Origin of the sequence: Janthinobacterium sp. HH102, from assembly GCF_001758625.2 — a bacterium.
GTDB lineage: Bacteria > Pseudomonadota > Gammaproteobacteria > Burkholderiales > Burkholderiaceae_D > Janthinobacterium.
Genome location: NZ_CP062062.1, coordinates 688,165 through 706,143, shown reverse-complemented (window position 1 = coordinate 706,143; position 17,979 = coordinate 688,165). Strand labels below are relative to the sequence as shown.

Annotated in this window: 16 protein-coding genes and 4 tRNA genes; 4 read left to right on the top strand and 16 right to left on the bottom strand. The window is 61.0% G+C overall.

Annotation, left to right across the window (positions count from 1 at the left end):
• Positions 1-149: 149 nt before the first annotated feature.
• The 15 genes from rplL to JAB4_RS03160 all read right to left on the bottom strand — a co-directional run bounded on the left by rplL (position 150) and on the right by JAB4_RS03160 (position 11,663).
• On the bottom strand, positions 150-521 hold the full coding sequence (gene rplL, locus JAB4_RS03230; protein ID WP_070223390.1) for a 50S ribosomal protein L7/L12: 372 nt from the start codon (positions 519-521) through the stop codon (positions 150-152).
• 67 nt (positions 522-588) lie between these two features.
• Positions 589-1,128 carry a 50S ribosomal protein L10 gene (gene rplJ, locus JAB4_RS03225; RefSeq protein WP_034753621.1) on the bottom strand — a complete coding sequence of 180 codons (540 nt, stop codon included), beginning with the start codon at positions 1,126-1,128 and terminating at the stop codon, positions 589-591.
• A gap of 320 nt (positions 1,129-1,448) precedes the next feature.
• A complete protein-coding gene (gene rplA / locus JAB4_RS03220) occupies positions 1,449-2,144 on the bottom strand; it encodes a 50S ribosomal protein L1 (RefSeq protein WP_034753134.1) in 696 nt (231 codons plus the stop codon).
• Positions 2,144-2,578, bottom strand: a complete 435-nt coding sequence (gene rplK / locus JAB4_RS03215) for a 50S ribosomal protein L11 (RefSeq protein ID WP_034783246.1) — start codon at positions 2,576-2,578, stop codon at positions 2,144-2,146. The genes rplA and rplK overlap by 1 nt, the downstream gene beginning before the upstream one ends.
• Positions 2,579-2,796: 218 nt before the next feature.
• Positions 2,797-3,423, bottom strand: a complete 627-nt coding sequence (gene nusG / locus JAB4_RS03210; protein ID WP_070223388.1) for a transcription termination/antitermination protein NusG — start codon at positions 3,421-3,423, stop codon at positions 2,797-2,799.
• Positions 3,423-3,806 carry a preprotein translocase subunit SecE gene (gene secE, locus JAB4_RS03205; protein ID WP_010394308.1) on the bottom strand — a complete coding sequence of 128 codons (384 nt, stop codon included), beginning with the start codon at positions 3,804-3,806 and terminating at the stop codon, positions 3,423-3,425. The genes nusG and secE overlap by 1 nt, the downstream gene beginning before the upstream one ends.
• Before the next feature lie 32 nt (positions 3,807-3,838).
• Positions 3,839-3,914 (bottom strand) — tRNA-Trp (locus JAB4_RS03200).
• Positions 3,915-3,980: 66 nt separating this feature from the next.
• The gene (tuf, locus tag JAB4_RS03195; RefSeq protein ID WP_077398776.1) at positions 3,981-5,171 is read right to left on the bottom strand and encodes an elongation factor Tu; all 1,191 of its coding nucleotides are present in this window, start codon (positions 5,169-5,171) and stop codon (positions 3,981-3,983) included.
• 88 nt (positions 5,172-5,259) lie between these two features.
• Positions 5,260-5,334, bottom strand: a tRNA-Thr gene (locus tag JAB4_RS03190).
• Positions 5,335-5,377: 43 nt separating this feature from the next.
• Positions 5,378-5,451: transfer RNA gene (locus tag JAB4_RS03185), tRNA-Gly, on the bottom strand.
• Positions 5,452-5,514: 63 nt separating this feature from the next.
• Positions 5,515-5,599, bottom strand: a tRNA-Tyr gene (locus JAB4_RS03180).
• A gap of 232 nt (positions 5,600-5,831) precedes the next feature.
• Positions 5,832-7,478 (bottom strand): tetratricopeptide repeat-containing response regulator, encoded by a 1,647-nt coding sequence (locus JAB4_RS03175; RefSeq protein WP_070220795.1) that lies wholly within the window; start codon positions 7,476-7,478, stop codon positions 5,832-5,834.
• A 133-nt stretch (positions 7,479-7,611) separates the two neighbouring features.
• Positions 7,612-9,207, bottom strand: a complete 1,596-nt coding sequence (locus JAB4_RS03170; RefSeq protein WP_070220797.1) for a DUF3369 domain-containing protein — start codon at positions 9,205-9,207, stop codon at positions 7,612-7,614.
• A gap of 63 nt (positions 9,208-9,270) precedes the next feature.
• The gene (locus JAB4_RS03165; RefSeq protein WP_070220799.1) at positions 9,271-10,362 is read right to left on the bottom strand and encodes a J domain-containing protein; all 1,092 of its coding nucleotides are present in this window, start codon (positions 10,360-10,362) and stop codon (positions 9,271-9,273) included.
• A 149-nt stretch (positions 10,363-10,511) separates the two neighbouring features.
• Entirely contained in the window at positions 10,512-11,663 is a 1,152-nt protein-coding gene (locus tag JAB4_RS03160) for an SAM-dependent methyltransferase (RefSeq protein ID WP_070289509.1), read from the bottom strand.
• A 74-nt stretch (positions 11,664-11,737) separates the two neighbouring features.
• Between JAB4_RS03160 and JAB4_RS03155 the strand changes: the two genes are divergently transcribed.
• The 4 genes from JAB4_RS03155 to pepF all read left to right on the top strand — a co-directional run bounded on the left by JAB4_RS03155 (position 11,738) and on the right by pepF (position 16,014).
• On the top strand, positions 11,738-12,526 hold the full coding sequence (locus JAB4_RS03155) for an SDR family oxidoreductase (protein ID WP_070220803.1): 789 nt from the start codon (positions 11,738-11,740) through the stop codon (positions 12,524-12,526).
• Between the two features lie 52 nt (positions 12,527-12,578).
• A complete protein-coding gene (locus JAB4_RS03150) occupies positions 12,579-12,977 on the top strand; it encodes a dihydroneopterin aldolase (RefSeq protein ID WP_070220805.1) in 399 nt (132 codons plus the stop codon).
• A complete protein-coding gene (ttcA, locus tag JAB4_RS03145) occupies positions 12,974-13,945 on the top strand; it encodes a tRNA 2-thiocytidine(32) synthetase TtcA (RefSeq protein ID WP_083287425.1) in 972 nt (323 codons plus the stop codon). The genes JAB4_RS03150 and ttcA overlap by 4 nt, the downstream gene beginning before the upstream one ends.
• 179 nt (positions 13,946-14,124) lie before the next feature.
• Complete coding sequence (gene pepF / locus JAB4_RS03140) at positions 14,125-16,014, top strand: oligoendopeptidase F (RefSeq protein WP_070220807.1); 1,890 nt, start codon at positions 14,125-14,127, stop codon at positions 16,012-16,014.
• 85 nt (positions 16,015-16,099) lie between these two features.
• Here pepF and kefC read toward each other — a convergent pair whose 3' ends face one another.
• Positions 16,100-17,914, bottom strand: a complete 1,815-nt coding sequence (gene kefC, locus JAB4_RS03135; protein WP_070220809.1) for a glutathione-regulated potassium-efflux system protein KefC — start codon at positions 17,912-17,914, stop codon at positions 16,100-16,102.
• Positions 17,915-17,979 lie beyond the last annotated feature (65 nt).

The following is a 17,979-nucleotide window of genomic DNA, read 5'->3' as shown; positions in this document are numbered from 1 at the left end:
TGCTTTCCGGCTTGAATCGAATAAAAACTGCTGCTACAACTACATGACAAATACGATGCAGACGACAAAGGAGCCAAAGTCGGATTTCCCCCCTTGCGAGGGGAAACCTCAGACTTTGACTCGGGCGCTAACTGCCGCCGGTACAGATATTACTTCATCGAAGCGGTTGCGCCGGCTTCAACCAGTTTCTTCACTGCAGCTTCAGCGTCAGCTTTCGACACTGCTTCTTTCACAGTTTTTGGTGCGCCATCGACCAGGTCTTTAGCTTCTTTCAAGCCCAGGCCGGTGATTTCGCGAACTGCTTTAATGACGCCAACTTTGTTTGCGCCGAAGGTGTCCAGAACAACGTTGAACTCGGTTTGCTCTTCAGCAGCTGCTGCTGGGCCTGCTGCAGGACCGGCCGAAGCCATTGCTGCTGCGGACACGCCGAATTTTTCTTCGAATGCTTTAACCAGGTCGTTCAGGTCCATTACGGACATGGCGCTAACTGCTTCCAGGATATCGTCTTTGCTAATTGCCATTTTGAAACTCCTAAATTTATTACGTTAGTTACATCAGATTGGTACTGAGAGAAAAAAGCGCGCGCAATTAAGCGGCTGCTGGGGCTTCTTCTGCTGCTGCTTCTGCAGGAGCTTCGGCGCCTTCGCCTTTTTTCGCTGCCAGGGCAGCCAGACCACGTGCAAAGCCCGAAACCGGAGCCAGCATAACGCCCAACAACTGCGAAATGAGGACTTCACGGCTAGGAATGCTCGCCAACGCGGTGACAGCAGCTGTATCCAGCGGCTTGCCTGCGTAGTTACCTGCTTTGATGACCAGTTTGTCGTTGGTTTTAGCGAAGTCAGCGATGACTTTAGCTGCTGCAACGGCATCGGCCGAGATCGAGTAGATCAACGGGCCGGTCATGGCATCTGCCAGGCTGGCGAATGCGGTACCTTCAACGGAGCGACGAGCCAGAGTGTTTTTCAACACACGCAGGTACACGCCTTGGGCACGCGCTTTAGCACGCAGTTGCGTCAAGTGACCAACCTGGATGCCACGATATTCGGCCACGACGATCGTTTGCGCATTTGCTACTTGTGCGGAAACTTCGGCGACGACGGCCTTTTTGTCATTCAGATTGAGACTCACGGTCAACCTCCTTAAATGATGTTCAGCGATCACAACCGAGTGGTTGAGCGCCTTGCATCGGTTCGAACACGGCGTCCGAAGTCAAGAAGTACTAAACTGAGCGGATGGATTCACGCAGCATGAGGACTACAAAACTTGTTCGGGTACACCATCTGCGTTGGGCACTTGCCGTTGCCGGCAAGCCTATTAACCTTCTGCATGTGCAATCGCAGTCGGCCCAACGGTCTTTGATTGTCTGCCTGCCTGATGTGAACACCAGGCAGACAGCCCAAAGATGCGCCCGCAGCGCCCGAAGGCGCTACAGGACTTGATTCTGTTACTTAAGCTGCCAGGCTAGCCTGGTCAACACGGACGCCAGCGCCCATGGTCGACGACAGCGAAACTTTGCGCAGGTACACGCCTTTGCTCGATGCTGGCTTGGCTTTGTTCAGTGCGTCGATCAGTGCGACCAGATTCGACTTCAGATCTGCGTCAGCGAACGATTTACGGCCGATGGTAGCGTGGATGATACCGGATTTGTCGGTACGGTACTGAACTTGACCGGCTTTCGCGTTTTTCACGGCGGTAGCGACGTCAGGAGTAACAGTGCCGACTTTCGGGTTAGGCATCATGCCGCGTGGGCCCAGGATCTGACCCAGGGTACCAACGATACGCATGGTATCTGGCGAAGCGATGACGATGTCGAAAGGCATGTCGCCGGCTTTGATCTGCTCAGCCAGGTCTTCCATACCAACGATGTCGGCGCCAGCTGCTTTGGCAGCTTCCGCTTTTTCGCCCGACGCGAAGACTGCCACGCGTACGGTTTTGCCGGTACCAGCTGGCAGCACGACGGAGCCGCGCACCACTTGGTCGGATTTCTTAGGATCAACACCCAGTTGTACCGATACGTCGATCGATTCATTGAACTTGGCCGTTGCGCACTCTTTGATCAGAGCGACAGCGTTGTCGAAAGCGTACACTTTGGTACGGTCGACTTTGGCTTTCAAAGCCTTGATACGTTTGGATAACTTAGCCATTATACAACACCTTCCACCGTGATACCAATCGAACGAGCGGAACCAGCGATGGTGCGTACAGCAGCATCCATGTCGGCAGCGGTCAGATCAGGGGTTTTCAATTTAGCGATTTCTTCAGCTTGTGCGCGGGTCAGCGTACCGACTTTGTCGGTATGTGGCTTCGGCGAACCTTTGGTGATCGCAGCAGCTTTTTTGATCAGGTAGGTTGCTGGAGGCGTCTTCATCACGAACGTGAAGGACTTGTCAGCGAACGCGGTGATCACGACTGGGATCGGCATGCCTGGTTCCATACCTTGGGTCTGCGCGTTGAACGCTTTGCAGAATTCCATGATGTTCAGACCGCGTTGACCCAGAGCTGGACCGATTGGTGGGGATGGGTTTGCTTTACCAGCTGGCACTTGCAGCTTGATAAAACCAATGATTTTCTTTGCCATGATGGCTCCTATCTTGGATTGAGTAGTAGCGCCCCGCCGATCCTACCCTGGCGGGGCTCCTCTGACCGGATTTTGCTGTTACTACCGCAACGCTCCTGGTGGCGCTTTCAAACCTACTGCGCGGCGCGATTTGCGGCTTCCGATGCTCACTGTGCATTTGCACAGCTCCGCTTCTCAGCCACAACCCACATCCGCTCGCTACGGTTTTGTGAACCGCCTTAAACTTTTTCGACCTGGCCGAATTCGAGCTCTACCGGGGTAGCGCGGCCGAAGATGGTGACAGAGACGCGCACTTTGGATTTCTCGTAATTGACTTCTTCGACATTGCCGTTGAAATCGGTGAACGGACCATCCTTGATGCGTACCTGCTCGCCCACCTCGTACAAGGTTTTCGGACGGGGCTTTTCAACGCCTTCCTGCATCTGCTTCATGATGCCGTCGATTTCGCGCGCGGAGATCGGCGTCGGCTTGTTCGACTTGCCACCAATGAAACCGGTAACCTTGCTGGTGTTCTTGACCAAGTGCCAGCTCTCGTCCGTCATTTCCATTTCAACCAGCACATAGCCAGGATAGAAACGACGTTCGGTGACGGACTTCACGCCATTCTTGACTTCGACAACTTCTTCGATCGGCACCAGGATCTGGCCGAACTGGTCTTGCATGCCCGCGCGCTCGATGCGCTCGGTCAGTGCGCGCATGACGCTTTTTTCCATGCCGGAATAAGCATGCACGACATACCAGCGCTTGCTGCTCACTGGCACGCTCAGCGCTGCACCAGTATCCGCTGCCGGAGCGTCGCCCGGAACGGACTCTTCCGCCGCTTCATCATGCACATTTTCGCTCATTATTTTTTCCAACCCAGAATTACGTCATACAACAAAAACTCGAGCAATTTATCCGTGCCCCACAGGAAAATCGCCATGACCAACACAAAGGCAAACACGATCGCGGTAATCTGCGTGGCTTCTTTGCGGGTAGGCCAAACGACTTTCTTGGTTTCGCGCACAGCTTCTTTGGCGAAATTGAGAAATTCACGGCCGGTCGTCGAGACATACAAGAGCGCAACAGCAATAACCAAACCAGCCACAAGCGCGCTTGCACGCACCAGAGCTGGTTGGCCTGCCAGGTAATAAAACCCGACTACTCCTGCAATCGCAGCTACTATTGCCAGCGCGACTTTTATCTTGTCACTCGACGTGCTAACGGTTTGCACGGATTGATTTGACATTTTTCTACTTTCGGTGCCCTGCACCTTGACGGTGGCAGGGACGGAGGGCATCGAACCCCCAACCTTCGGTTTTGGAGACCGACGCTCTGCCAATTGAGCTACGTCCCTACGTAAAACTTTCGAGGAGTGCTATTCTACCACCCAGGACGCCCCGGGTGGAAGCATAACATTTCCTTATGCGATGATTTTTGCAACCACGCCGGCGCCGACGGTACGGCCGCCTTCGCGGATAGCGAAGCGCAGACCTTCTTCCATCGCGATCGGGTTGATCAGCTTGACGGTGATCGACACGTTATCGCCTGGCATGACCATTTCTTTGTCTGCTGGCAACTCGATCGAACCGGTTACGTCCGTCGTGCGGAAGTAGAACTGTGGACGATAGTTGTTGAAGAATGGCGTATGACGGCCGCCTTCGTCTTTCGACAGAACATAGATCTCGCCGGTGAAGTGCGCATGCGGCTTGATCGAGCCTGGCTTGGCCAGCACTTGACCACGTTGCACGTCTTCACGCTTGGTGCCGCGCAGCAGCAGACCAACGTTGTCGCCAGCTTGACCTTGGTCCAGCAGCTTGCGGAACATTTCCACGCCGGTGCAAGTCGTTTTGACGGTATCGGTGATACCGACGATTTCGATCTCTTCGCCGACTTTGACAATGCCGCGCTCGATACGACCGGTCACAACGGTACCGCGACCCGAGATCGAGAACACGTCTTCCACTGGCATCAGGAACGCACCGTCAACAGCGCGCTCTGGCGTTGGGATGTAAGCATCCAGCGCATCGGCCAGACGCAGCACTGCGTCCACGCCCATTTCGCCTTCTTTGCCTTCCAGCGCCATACGTGCCGAACCTTTGATGATTGGCAGGTCGTCGCCTGGGAATTCGTACTTCGACAACAGCTCGCGCACTTCCATTTCAACCAGTTCCAGCAGCTCTGCGTCGTCGACCAGGTCGCACTTGTTCAGGAACACGATGATGTATGGAACGCCAACTTGGCGGGCCAGCAGGATGTGTTCGCGGGTCTGTGGCATTGGGCCGTCAGCTGCGGAGCACACCAGGATCGCGCCGTCCATCTGGGCTGCACCGGTAATCATGTTTTTGATGTAATCGGCGTGGCCTGGGCAGTCAACGTGCGCGTAGTGACGCGTTTCCGTTTCGTACTCGACGTGGGCGGTGTTAATCGTGATACCGCGCGCTTTTTCTTCTGGTGCTGCATCGATCTGGTCGTATGCTTTAGCTTCGCCGCCGAATTTCTTCGACAGAACCGTTGCGATTGCAGCGGTCAGCGTGGTTTTACCGTGGTCGACGTGGCCGATGGTGCCGACGTTGACGTGCGGCTTGGTCCGTTCGAATTTACCTTTTGCCATTTTGAACTCCTAATGATTTGATTAGATTGCTCAGGCACACGCCCGACGGTCTGGTTTGAATTGCTTCTGTGCTGCCTGCTGCGAATTCTGGTGCCCTTGACGTGGATCGAACACGTGGCCTCTCCCTTACCAAGGGAGTGCTCTACCACTGAGCTACAAGGGCTGTAATTTGTTGCATGCGATGCATCAAGCATCTGAACGGAAACTGGAGCGGGTGAAGGGAATCGAACCCTCGTCGTAAGCTTGGAAGGCTTCTGCTCTACCATTGAGCTACACCCGCGAGGTATCGTTCACTTTATCTTCACTTGCTTTTTGCTACTACCCAGTTTTCCTTGCAAAAACTTGGTGGAGGGGGCTGGATTCGAACCAGCGTACTCATAGAGAACAGATTTACAGTCTGTCGCCTTTAACCACTCGGCCACCCCTCCGCGGGAACCGCAGAGTATGAAGCATCTACTCACAACTGTCAACCTTATTTACTGATGCCTGACTGCTGCATTTGCGTATAAAGAAGAAGTTGGCTGCTTCGGGGCGTGATTATAAGCTCCCGATTTGAGAAAGTGCAAGGGTTGGCGCGAAAAAGTCAGCTTTTTTCGTATTTTTTTTATCGCCCCTGGCGGCAAGCCGCATTTTTTCGTCATTTGCCCCGCATTTCCCCGCTTACCTTGCGTCAGGCGGATGCATCCAGGCATTGCCCAAGGGCTTGTATTTACGCAACAACTGCTGATGCAGGCCCGACAGCACGGGCAATTTGGGATTGCGCGGGTCCAGGCGGCGCACGCCGGCGATAAAAGTCAGCGCCTGCTGCCCCATGCGCTCATCCCAGCCCTCGTGCTCCAGGCATTTCAGCACGGCCACGGCCGCATTGAAGACCACCTGCGGATTGTCGGGCAGGCGCGTGACGGCCTCGCCCATCAGATCGACGGCGCCGCGGAAATCGCCCTCGCCCGCACGGGCTGCCCCGGCCGCCACCATGTCGGCCACTTCCTGGCGGCTTTGCCGCGCCAATGCCTTGGCCAGTTCCTCGCGCCCCGCCTGTTCGAACACGGCCATGGCGCGCGTCATGGCCGCGCTGTCGGGCGCATTGCGCATGACTTCGCGCATCACCTCGGCCGCGCCGTCTTCGCGGCCGTGCGCCAGGCAGTGGCGCGCCAGCTCCGTTTTCAGCGTATTCGAGCTGCCCACGCTGTGCCGGTTGGCGGCCAGGGCCGCGTCGAGCGATTGCTGCAGGCGCTCCTCGTTGCCCGTATGCGCATGCAGCATGGCGCTGCACAGGGCGCTGCACAGTTCCGCATTCTTTTGCCCGCCCATCGATTTGTCGAGGTCGCGGATCACGGCGCCCGCCTGCAAGGGATCTCCCTTGCGCACCAGGGTCTGCACCAGACGCACATGGTCTTCCGGATCGCGGAATTCCGAATATTTGGCCTTGCTGACCACCAGTTTCAGGGATTTTTCCGCCATGTCGATATCGTCGGCCGCCAGGGCCGCCTCGCCCAGGCGGCGCAAGCGGCGCACGGCATGCGGCGACAGGGCCACCGCTTCGCTCAAGGCCGCCTGCGCCAGTTCCGGCTTGCCTTGCGCCATATGCGTGCGCGCCAGCCAGTCATAGGCGTCGAGAAAACGCTTGTTGTTTTCCAGCAGCCCTTCCAGGGTGCCCTGCGCCGCTTCGTACTCGCCCAGCAGGAACTGCGTCTTGGCCTGCCCCAGGCGCGCCCAGCCGATGGACTTGCTTTCGTATAAGGCTGTGTAGATCGGACCGGCATCGGCCGCCTCGCCCAGCAGCAAATGCAGCTCCGCGCGCAGGCGCAGGAAATCCGTGGCGTAACGGGGGTACAGGCTGGCGCCTTCGGTGCAGGCGGCGATCGCCGCGCGCTCATTGCCCACGTCGATCAGTTCGTACACGGGCACGAAGGCATTGCGCTTGTCGAGCGCGCGGGCTATGCGCTCGAGCATGTTGTCAGCGGTAAATGGCTTGAGGATGTAATCGGTGGGCAACAGCTCGACGGCGCTGACCACCTTGGCAAAGCTGCCTTCGCCCGTGACCATGAAGAACATGGTCGACGCGTGCATCAATTTATGGTGGCGCAAGTCTTCCAGCATCTGCTGGCCATCCTGCCCGCCGCCGAGGTCGTATTCGCACAGGATCAGATCATACGATTTGCTGCCCAGCATGCGGATCGCCTGGCCCGAGCTGGCCGCGTCGTCGATCTTCGCCAGGCCGCACAGGTTGAGCATATTGTGCAGGCTGGCGCGCATGCCCGGATGCGGCTCGATGATCAGTGCGCTAAGGCCCTTGAGTTCTTTCATGTCGTGATGTCCGAAAACTCCGCGGCGCGCCACACCGGTGCGTGGCGCCGGCCAGCATGAGGCTGCCGAGTATATGACGGCGCCGCGCGCAAGGGAATGGGGCCGTGCCGAAAAGCGCCAACGAAGTTGCTGCTCAAGCGGTGGCGCGCTCCGGATGCCACAGTTGCGGCTCGTTGTCGATCAGATCCAGCAGCGCCGCCACCACTTCCGGATCGAACTGGCTGCCGCTGCGCTGTTCGATGTATTCGCGCACCTGCGGATACGGCCACGGCTCCTTGTACGGCCGCTCATGCAGCAAGGCATCGAAGACGTCGACCACGGCAACGATGCGCGCGGCCAAGGGAATGTCGCGTCCCTTCAGGCCGTTCGGATAGCCGGCGCCGTCGAAATGTTCATGGTGGCCGCCCGCGATCTGCGCGCCATACGTGAGGTAGCTGACGCCGTCGACCATGTTGGCGGCCCGCTCGAGGATGGTGCGCCCGACGCTGGCGTGCAGCTGCATCTGCACCCGCTCCTCGTCCGTATGCCGGCCCGGCTTGAGCAGCACGGCGTCCGGCGTGGCCACCTTGCCCACGTCGTGCAGGATGCTGGCCAGGCCGATCATGTCGAGCAGCTGCGGCGTGAGCTCGTCGGCATACACCCCGCGCTGCTGGATGCGCAGAGCGATGGCGTCGGACAGCTGCTGCACGCGCCGCACGTGGCCGCCCGTGTCGCTGTCGCGGAACTCGGCCAGGTCGGCCAGCGCCACGACGGTCGCTTCCTGCGCCTTGCGCAGCTGGCCGAACATGTACAGATTGTCGAAGGCGGCGGCGATGCGCTGGCAAAACACTTCCAGCAAGTCGCGCTGGATCTGCGCCAGCGGCCACGGCGGCGTGACGGAAATGGCCAGCTCGCGGTTGCCTTCCGTGTGGATGAACAGCACATTGGCCGGATGCTCGAACTGGCTGCGTTTTTCCGCGAACGCCTTGTCGATGGTGGGCGTGAGCGCGTGGTCGGCCGGCATGGCTTCCGCCTCGGCCAGCACGGCGTAGGTGCCCGTGGCAGCGACCACCTCGGGCCGCCCGGCGCCGCCCTGCATCAGGCACAGCACGCCGTCGGCACCCACGTCGAGGATGGCGCTAACCTGGTTGAGCACGCCGGAAGCGAATTCGCGCAGCGAATGGATCTGGTACAGATTGGTGGCGCCGGCGAGGATCTTGCCCAGGCCGATGCGGCTGCGCTCGAGCATCATCAGGCTCTCGTAGGCGCGCAAGGCCGAGATAACGGTGGTAAACAGCTTTTGCGTCGTCAGCTCCGTCTTGGCCTTGTAATCGTTGATGTCGTATTCGATGATGACGCGCTGCTCGGGCGCCTGGCCCGGCTGGCCCGTGCGCAGCACGACGCGCACGATGGAGTTGTTCAGGTCGGCGCGGATGCGCTTGGCGAGGATCAGGCCGGCATCATCCGTTTCCATCACCACGTCGAGCAGCACCAGCGCGATATCGGGCGTGTCGCGCAGGATCTCGTACCCCTCGCGGCCGCTGTAGGCGGAAAACAGTTCCAGTTCGCGGCCCTTGAAGCTGACATTGCGCAGCGCCAGCCGCGTGACCGCATGCACATCGACGTCGTCATCGACGATCAGCACACGCCACAGGCGCTGGTCGGGCGCGGCCAACCCGGCTGGACTGGCCACCGGCTCATCTTCGTCGAGCAGCCAGTTATCATCTGCATCGGCTTTGAGGTCGGTCATGAATACTCCTAAGGGATAAGTTCGATGTGGACGCTGCGTTGACGCATATCAAGCATAATCAGATTAGATGCTGCTTACAACAGGATTCTGCGTACCACCCTCTCCCGCGGCAGGCGCCGGCGCCGGTATCGAGGCGCCGCTGCGCGTAGTGCCGCCGCAATTGTCCTGGCCTGGCCCGACGGCCTGGTAGCGCACTTCGTATTTGCCCGCGCTGAGCTGCTCCACGGTCAGCTTGTCATTGGCCAGGATGTACAGGTAGCGCACATTCGAGCGCCGCTCCTGGTCATACAGCTTGACGAAGACGGGCGCCGTGTTGCTGCTGTTATCGATGGTCAAACTCAGTTCATCGCCCTTGTTGCCGATCGGGAAGCCATCGACATAGCCGGACCGCGCCGGCCAAGGCTCGCCATTCGGCGCCACCAGCCCCGCCGACTCGGCCTGGCTGGCGCCATCGCAGGCGGGCCGGCTGGCTTTCAGGCTCAGCTGCGCCACGGCCAGCACGCGGATCTCGGGCGCCTTCGCTTGCGCGGGCTCGGCCGCATACGGCTTGCCCACGGCCCAGCTATCGATAGCCACCGCCTCGTTTTTTGCCGGCGGGGTGGCTGCGCTCTCCGCCGTTGCCGTGTCCGGGTGCACCCTGGCGCCATCGCGGGCCAGCCCGCTCCAAGCCGACGCCAGCGCGGCAGGCACGGGCGGCGAGGTATCGAGCATCAGCAAGGCGCCCAGCCAGCCCAGCAGCAGGCAGACAAGCAAACTCAGCCACCAGCGCCAGTTGCGCCAGATGGGCAGCGCCCCACTCCGCGGCTTGCCCTTCGGCGGCGGCACATCCTGCGCCCAGGTGTGCTCATGCGATTGGGCATGGCCTTTCGCGCGGCCATCGCGGCTCTTGCCTTCTTCGTGGTGGGTGCTTTCCAGCCATTCGATTTCCCACTCCTCGGCGGCGATCCACTCGTCGTGTTCCTTGCGGCGTTGCGGATCGGACAAGGTGCCATAGGCGCTGTTGAGGATGGCCATGATGCGGGCGGCCTTTTCGTCGCCGGGATTCTTGTCGGGGTGGTATTTCTGGCTGAGGGCTTTATACGCGGCACGTATGACTTCCTGCGGCGCCAGGCGCGCCACTTTCAGGTTGTCATAGTGTGTATGTATCTTTCCCATCGTTCTATCTTGAAATCGGTGCGCGGCGACGGGTTCTTGCAGGATGGAACCGTGCTGTGTCGGTCATCATATACGATATGACAAGATAATAACCACCGGCGGACAGGAAATTACAGGGCGGTACGGCCCTGCCTTGATATTGACCGCGCTTACAGACGGTGACTGCGGTCACTGGACAACAGCGCTTCCGGCAACGCCACCTGGTGCCCCACCGCCAGCACCTTGAACAATTCGCCCATCTCGGCCGGCGATACCAGCTTTTGCACGGCGCTGGCCTGCGGCAGGTAGGTCTTGACCTGCTCGGGGTCGGTGCGCAGCAGCAAGTCGCCGATACCGGAGCCCAGCAGGAAGGACGCCTGGTTCATGTATGCGAGCACGTCGAGGCCCGCATCCTGCGCCGCCACCGCCATGGCCGTAAAATCCACGTGAGCCGTGATGTCCTGCAAACCGGGCAGATAAAACGGTTCCGCATGGGCATGGTGGCGGTAATGGCACATCAGGGTGCCCGTGGCGCGCAAGTCCAGATAATACTCGTGCGCAGGAAAACCGTAATCGAACAGCACGGCCGCGCCGCCCTTGCCATTGGTCAGCATGCGCGCCAGCGAGCGCATGAAGCCGCAGGCCACGCCATGAATTTCTGTGACATAGCCGACCGGCAAGTCATCGGCGTCCGGCACCTGGGCGGCGATCTGCGCGGCCACGTCGGCGCCGGCAGGGCGTTCGACAAACACGAACTGGCCGTCGGCAATGCTGACGTCGAGTTCGCACCAGCCGGCGGGCGTCTTGCTGATCAGGTTGACGGGCATGGCGTCGAGCACTTCATTGCCGAACACGGCGCCTTCGAAACTGTCGGGGAAGCCGTCGAGCCACACCACTTGCGGAAAGGCGGCCAGCGCCAGCTCCTGGCGCGCGCGCAATTCGCCGGACAATTCGACGATCGCATACTGTTCGATAGCGATGCCGGCATTCGCCGCTTCCGTCAGGATATCGAAAGCCAGCTTGCCCGTGCCGGCGCCGAATTCGAGGATGCGCGGGGCCGTTTGCGCCATAATAGCGGCTGCCACATGGGCCAGCGTGGCGCCGAACAGGGGCGAAATCTCCGGCGCGGTTGTAAAATCGCCATCTTTGCCCAGCTTGGCGGCGCCGCCGCTGTAATAGCCGAGGTCAGGCGCGTACAGCGCCAGCTCCATGAAGCGGACAAAGGGAATGGCGCCGTCATTGCGCGCGATTTCGGCGGCAATCTGGTGCTGCAAGGCATGGGACGCGGCCAGCGCGTCGCTATCGGGTGCGGGAAGAGACATTCCAGCATTGTAGCGAATCGGCGGCGCATGCCGCCAGTGTGGCGTCCACCGAATATCTCAACCATAGCAAAGACATGACAGAAGCAACGACAACGCCCTTCGACAGCATTCCCCGCGTCGCCCTCGTCACGGGCGCCGCGCGCCGCATCGGCCGCGCCATCGCGCTGGGCCTGGCGCGCGACGGCTGGGATATCGCCGTCCACTACCGCGACTCGCGCGATGAAGCGCTCAGCCTGGTGGCGGACATCACGGCGCTGGGCCGCCGCGCGCAAGCATTCCCTTGCGACCTGGCGCAGGAAGACGCCGTGCGCCAGCTGCTGCCGCAGGCACAGGCGGCGCTGGGACCCGTCACTTGCGTAGTCAACAACGCATCGTTGTTTGAATACGACAATGCGGGCGATTTTTCCTTCGCCGCCCTGGACGCCCACATGCACGCCAACCTGGCCGCCCCCATCCTGCTGGCGCAAGCGCTGTACCATGCCACCCCGGCAGGCGGGCAAGCCGTGGTCATCAACTTGCTGGACCAAAAACTGTACAATCTCAATCCTGATTTTTTGTCGTACACCCTGTCCAAGGCGGCGCTGCTGTCGGCGACCACCATGCTGGCCCAGGCGCTGGCGCCGAAAGTGCGCGTGGTGGGTATTGCCCCCGGCATCACCATGGTCTCCGGCGAGCAGACGGCAGCGAACTTTGCCAAGGCGCATGAAAACACGCCGCTGGGACGCTCCAGCACGCCCGAAGATGTGGCCGACAGCGTCTGTTACGTGGCCGGCGCGCGCGCGCTGACGGGCACGACCCTGCTGGTCGATGGCGGCCAGCATTTGATCGGCTTGCCGCGCGACGTCATGTTTTTGACCAAATAATCAGCAGCCCTGCCAAACAACCCGCATTCAGCATTCCCGAAAAGGTAAAACTATGTCGTCCGCCCTGTCCCACCCTCGCCTGCTTGATTGCCGCCGGCTGTTCCTGCGCAATTACGAAGTCCTCATCAACATCGGCGTCTACGACTTCGAAAAAAAGGGCGAGCAGCGCGTCCTCATCAACGTCGACCTGTACATTCCCCTGGCCCTGTCGACGCCCAAGGATGACCAGCTGGAAGAGGTGGTTGATTACGACTTCATGCGCGAAACCATCGCCAGGCGCATGGCGCAAGGCCACGTGCAGCTGCAGGAAAGCCTGGTCGACGACGTGCTCGCCGCCATGCTGGCGCACCCGCGCGTGCGCGCCGCGCGCGTGTCGAGCATGAAACCGGACGTGTATCCCGACTGCGAAGGCGTGGGCGTGGAAGTATTCAAGATCAAGGATGAAGCATGAACAACATGAGCAACACCGCCGTGCTGGAAACGACGACGACGGCCGTGGAATTCCCGGCCAATGTGGAAGCGCAGAAACTGGCGCGCAAGAAGGCGGAAAAGATCGCCCTGGAAAACAACAAGCTGCACAAGCGCCTGTGCCGCCTGGTCGGCCAGGCCATCGGCGACTTCAATATGATCGAAGACGGCGACAAGGTAATGGTGTGCCTGTCGGGCGGCAAGGATAGCTACGCGCTGCTGGACATTTTGATGACCTTGCGCGAACGCGCGCCGATCCACTTCGATATCGTCGCCGTCAACCTGGATCAGAAGCAGCCGAATTTCCCGCCGGAGATCCTGCCCGCCTACCTGACGGAACTGGGCGTGGCCTTCCATATCGAAAACCAGGATACCTACAGCATCGTCAAGCGCCTGATCCCGGAAGGCAAGACGACTTGCTCGCTGTGCTCGCGCCTGCGCCGCGGCATCCTGTACCGCGTGGCCGACGAGCTGGGCGCCAACAAGATCGCCCTGGGCCACCACCGCGATGATATTTTGGAAACGTTCTTCCTGAATATGTTCTTCGGCGGCAAACTGAAAGGCATGCCGGCCAAGCTGCAATCGGACGACGGCAAGCACATCGTCATCCGCCCGATGGCGTATGTGAAGGAAGAAGACACGCAGCGCTATGCGGAAGTCAAGGGCTTCCCCATCATTCCATGCGATTTGTGCGGTTCGCAGGAAAACCTGCAGCGCAAGCAGATCAAGGGTTTGATGCGCGAATGGGACAAGAAATTCCCGGGCCGCGTGGAAAGCATCTTCTCGGCCCTGTCGAACGTGGCGCCATCGCACCTGATGGATCCGAAGCTGTTCGGCTTCAAGGACTTGAAGGCGGACGGCGTGGCCAACCCCATGGGCGACATCGCCTTCGACGAAGAGCCGTGCTCGACGCCGACCACGTTCGGCACGATTCCGCTGCAAGCGCTGTAATCGGCTGTTCTCAGCCCGTGTTGTTTCGCCGCCACCGCCCAGGTGGCGGCGCCCCGCCTCTTTCCCCCTCCCCTCATTTGCTGTACCGTAGGTAACTCTGCCGGTACGCGGTGTGTCACGCGCACGTCCCTGCCCGGCGGTCAGCACGCATTCTTCCGACAACCTCACTGGAATGAACCATGACGCCATCCGCACTCAAGCGCCCCCTGCTGTTCTCCCTGCTGGCCCTCAGCCTCGCCACCGCCTCTGCCGCTCCTGCGCCAGCCCCCGCTCAGACCGACAGGCAGGCCGACCGCTGGGATTTGACGGCGCTGTATCAAAACGACGCCGCATTCGACGCCGACGCGAAAAAACTGTCGGCCCAGCTGCAGCAACTGGGCGGCTGCAAGGGGCAGCTGGGAGGCTCGCCGGCCCGCCTGAAAAGCTGCCTGGACCTGTACGCCGATGCGCGCAAGCGCGTCAACACGCTGTATACCTATGCGGCGCAGTATTACGACCAGGATACGGGCGACAGCAAGGGCAACCAGCTGAACCAGCGCGCCGCCCTGCTGGGCAACGAGTTCACCCAGGCGGTGACCTTTTTACAGCCGGAAATCCTCGCCCTGGGCAGCAAGCGCATCGATGCCATGCTGGCGAAAGACAAGGGCTTGCAGCTGTACCGCTTTCAATTGAGTAACATGCTGCGCAGCGCGCCGCACACGCTCGACGCGGCCGGCGAACAGCTGGTGGCGCAGTTCGGCCTGGCAACAAGCTCGGCCGCCAGCGTCTACCGCACCCTGGCCAACGCGGAAATCCCGTGGCCGACCGTCACACTGTCGGACGGCAAGCAAGTGCGCCTCGACCAAGCGGCGTACACGAAATACCGGGGCGATGACAACCGCGCCGACCGCAAGCGGGTGTTCGACGCCTTCTTCGGCAAGTGGAAAGAGTACGAACGCACGTTCGGCGAAACCCTGTACGGCCAGCTGAAAACGGATGCCGCGTATGCCAAGGTGCGCCGTTACGCCGATTCGCAAAGCGCCGCGCTCGATGCCGACAACTTGCCGCCGGCCGTCTACCAGACCCTGATCGCGCAAACCAACGCCAACCTGCCCACCCTGCACCGCTACTTCAAGCTGCGCGCGCGCATGCTGGGCATCAAGGACCTGGCGTACTACGACGTGTATGCGCCGCTGCTGAAAAGCGAGCGCACCTTCCCTCTGGCCGAAGGCAAGCAGATGATGCTCGCTTCCGCCGCGCCGCTGGGCCCCGACTACGTCAAGGCGCTCACTGCCGCCGTGGACGCGCGCTGGATGGATGTGTATCCGCGTCCGCGCAAGGTGGCGGGCGCCTACATGAATGGCGACGCGTATGACGTGCATCCGTTCGTGCTGCTCAATTACACGGACAATTACGAAGCCGTCAGCACCCTGACGCACGAATGGGGCCACGCCATGCACTCGGTGCTGGCCAACAAGGCGCAGCCGTCGATCTATGCGCCGTACAGCATCTTCGTCGCGGAAATCGCCTCGACCACGAACGAGGCGCTGCTGCTCGACGCGCGCCTGAAGCAGGCCAAGGATGACGACGAGCGCCTGCTGTACCTGGGCGCGGCGCTGGAAAACCTGCGCGGCACCTTCTTCCGCCAATCCATGTTCGCCGAATTCGAGGCGGCCATCCACGGCAAGGTGGACAAGGGAGCGTCGCTGACGGGCGAAGAAATCACGGCCATCTATGCCGATATCCTCAAGCGCTACCACGGCGAAGCGCAGGGCGTCATGACCATCGACCCCGCCTACGCGCTGGAATGGGCGTATGTGCCGCATTTCTATCACGGCTTCTATGTGTTCCAGTACGCCACCTCGATCGCGGCGGCGCAGGATTTCGCACAGCGCATCCTCGACAAGGAACCGGGCGCGCTGGCCGCCTACCTGAAGATGCTCAGTGCGGGCGGCTCGGCCTACCCCTACGATCTGGTGAAGGCGGCCGGCGTCGACCTGGCCTCGCCGAAACCGTACCAGGCGCTGGCGGCGCGCATGAACGGCATCATGGACCAGATCGAGGCGATTGAGAGCAAACGGGGAAAATAAGCCGCTTGCCAGGAGGCGTAGGTCGGCTTAGCGCAAAGCGCGTAAGCCGACATCGCCAACACGATGTCGGATTACGCGGTTCCCGCTAATCCGACCTACCGTTCTCCGCTTCCGCCGCCGCAAACGCGGCCGCATCGCTCTCGAACATGTCTTCCAGCTCCTCGCGCGCCTGGCGCGTGAGGGACATGACTTTTTGCTGGTCCTGGAAGTGCGGCGCCACTTCCAGCAAAGTTTTCAGGTTATGCCGGCCGAAGATGCCGGCCGCGCGCTGCGCCCGCTCGGCGCTGAAGCCCACCTGCTGCAAGGTCTGCTCGCCCAGCAACAGGGCCGCGGCAAACGTCTCGCGCTCGATCAGGGTCACGCCCCGCTTCATCAATTCATAGTAATGCGTGACGTTGCGCGCGCGCGCCAGGATCGTCAGCTCGGGCAGGCGCAGGCGCACGGCGTCGACCAGGGCCAGGCTGTCGTCCACATTGTCGATGGCGATCACCAGCGCCTTCGCCTTCTCGATGCCGGCCGCCACCAGCAGGTCCACGCGCGTGGCGTCGCCATAAAACACCTTGAAGCCGAACTTGCGCAGCAGTTCGATCTGGTCCGGGTCGTGGTCGAGCACCGTCACGCCGATCTTGTTGGCCGCCAGCAGGCGGCCGATGATCTGGCCGAAGCGGCCGAAGCCGGCGATGACGATGGGGTTGTCCTGCGCCTCGATATGGTCGTCGGGACGGCGCTTCTTCTCGCCCTGCAGACGCGGCGCGACGAATTTGTCGTGCGCCAGCAGCAGCAGGGGCGTGGCCACCATCGACAGGGTCACCACCACGACCAGCAGCGCGGCCGTCTGCGGCGCAAACACATGCGCGGCCTCGGCGGCGGCAAACACGACGAAAGCGAATTCGCCCCCCTGCGACAGCAGCAGCGCAAAAAACAGCTGCTGGCCGCGGGGAATGTCGAAAAACTTCGACAACACATACAGCAAGCCGATCTTGACCACCAGCAGCCCCGCCACCAAGGCCAGGATCAGCAGCGGCTGGGCGCGCAGCACGCCGAAATCGACGGACATGCCCACGGCGATGAAGAACAGGCCCAGCAGCAAACCCTTGAACGGTTCCAGGTCGGAAATGAGTTCATGCCGGTATTCGGAATCGGCCAGCAGCACGCCCGCCATGAAGGTGCCCAGCGCCATCGACAAGCCCACCGATTCCATCAGCACGCAAATGGCGATCACCAGCAGCAGGGCAAAGGCCGTGAAGATTTCGCGCAAGTCCGTCTTGGCGATGAAGCGCAGGATGGGGTTCACCAGGAAGCGCCCGCCGATCACCAGGGCGGCCAGCACGGCGGCCAGCTTGGCCACGCGCAGCCAGCCCGGTTCGCCGCTATGCGTGACCAGGCCGCCCAAGAGCGGCACCAGCGCGATCATGGGAATGGCGGCGATATCCTGGAACAGCAAGATGGAAAAGCCGGCGGAACCGGCTGGCGTACTCATCAGCTTGCGTTCGCCCAGGGTGGCCAGCACGATGGCCGTCGACGACAGCGACAGCCCCAGCGCACCGACCAGCGCCGTGCGCCAGTCCACGCCGAACGCCATGGCCACGGCGCACAGTCCCGCGCTGACGACGCCCACCTGCGCCCCGCCCCAGCCGAAGATGGGCCGGCGCAGCAGCCACAATCGCCTGGGCTCGAGCTCCAGTCCGATCAAAAACAGCAGCAGCACCACACCGAACTCGGAAAAGCTGAGAATCACCTCGACATTCTTGATCAGGCCCAGGCCCCACGGTCCGATGACGACGCCGGCCACCAGATAACCGAGCACGGCGCCCATGCCCAGACGCTTGGCCAGCGGCACCATGATGATGGCGGCGACCAGGTAAAACAGTATGTTGATGAGAAAGCTGTGGTGTTCCATGCGGATTCCGGGCGGATGTGTGGATGAAACGACATCATGCCTGAAGTGGCGCGCCCGCGTGAAGT